Source organism: Paraburkholderia sp. BCC1885 (assembly GCF_900996235.1).
Classification (GTDB): domain Bacteria; phylum Pseudomonadota; class Gammaproteobacteria; order Burkholderiales; family Burkholderiaceae; genus Paraburkholderia.
Window position 1 is genome coordinate 1 of the sequence record NZ_CAAJGM010000083.1, and the last position, 529, is coordinate 529.

Sequence of the window (529 nt, forward strand, 5' to 3'; positions counted from 1 at the left end):
GAGGCGAAGCCGATCAAGGGCACGCGTCCGCGCGGGCGCACGCCCGAGGAGGATCAGGCGCTGATCGACGACCTGCTGGCGAGCGAGAAGGACCGCGCCGAGAACCTGATGATCGTCGACCTGCTGCGCAACGATCTCGGCAAGGTCAGCCGGCTCGGCTCGGTGCACGTGCCGAAGCTGTTCGACGTCGAGACCTATTCCCATGTGCACCAGTTGGTGTCGACCATTCGCGGCACGCTGAAGGCGGAGGTGTCCGGCCTCGAATGCCTGCGCGCCGCGTTCCCGGGCGGCTCGATGACCGGCGCGCCGAAGAAACGGACCATGGAGATCATCGACCGTCTCGAGCAGGGGCCGCGCGGCATCTACTCGGGTGCCTTGGGCTGGCTCGGGCTGTCGGGCGCCTGCGATTTCAACATCGTGATCCGCTCGGTGACGATCCAGGGCGGCCGGGCGAGGCTGGGCGTGGGCGGCGCGATCACGGCGCTGTCCGATCCCGTCGAGGAATTCGACGAAACCATCGTGAAGGCAC

The 529-nt window shown here is 67.7% G+C and carries 1 protein-coding gene; it reads left to right on the top strand.

All coding sequences use genetic code 11. The annotated features are described in order from the left end of the window. Positions 1-529, top strand: a 529-nt coding sequence (locus FQ755_RS06855; protein WP_144152454.1) for an anthranilate synthase component I family protein, incomplete at both ends; no start/stop codon positions are given.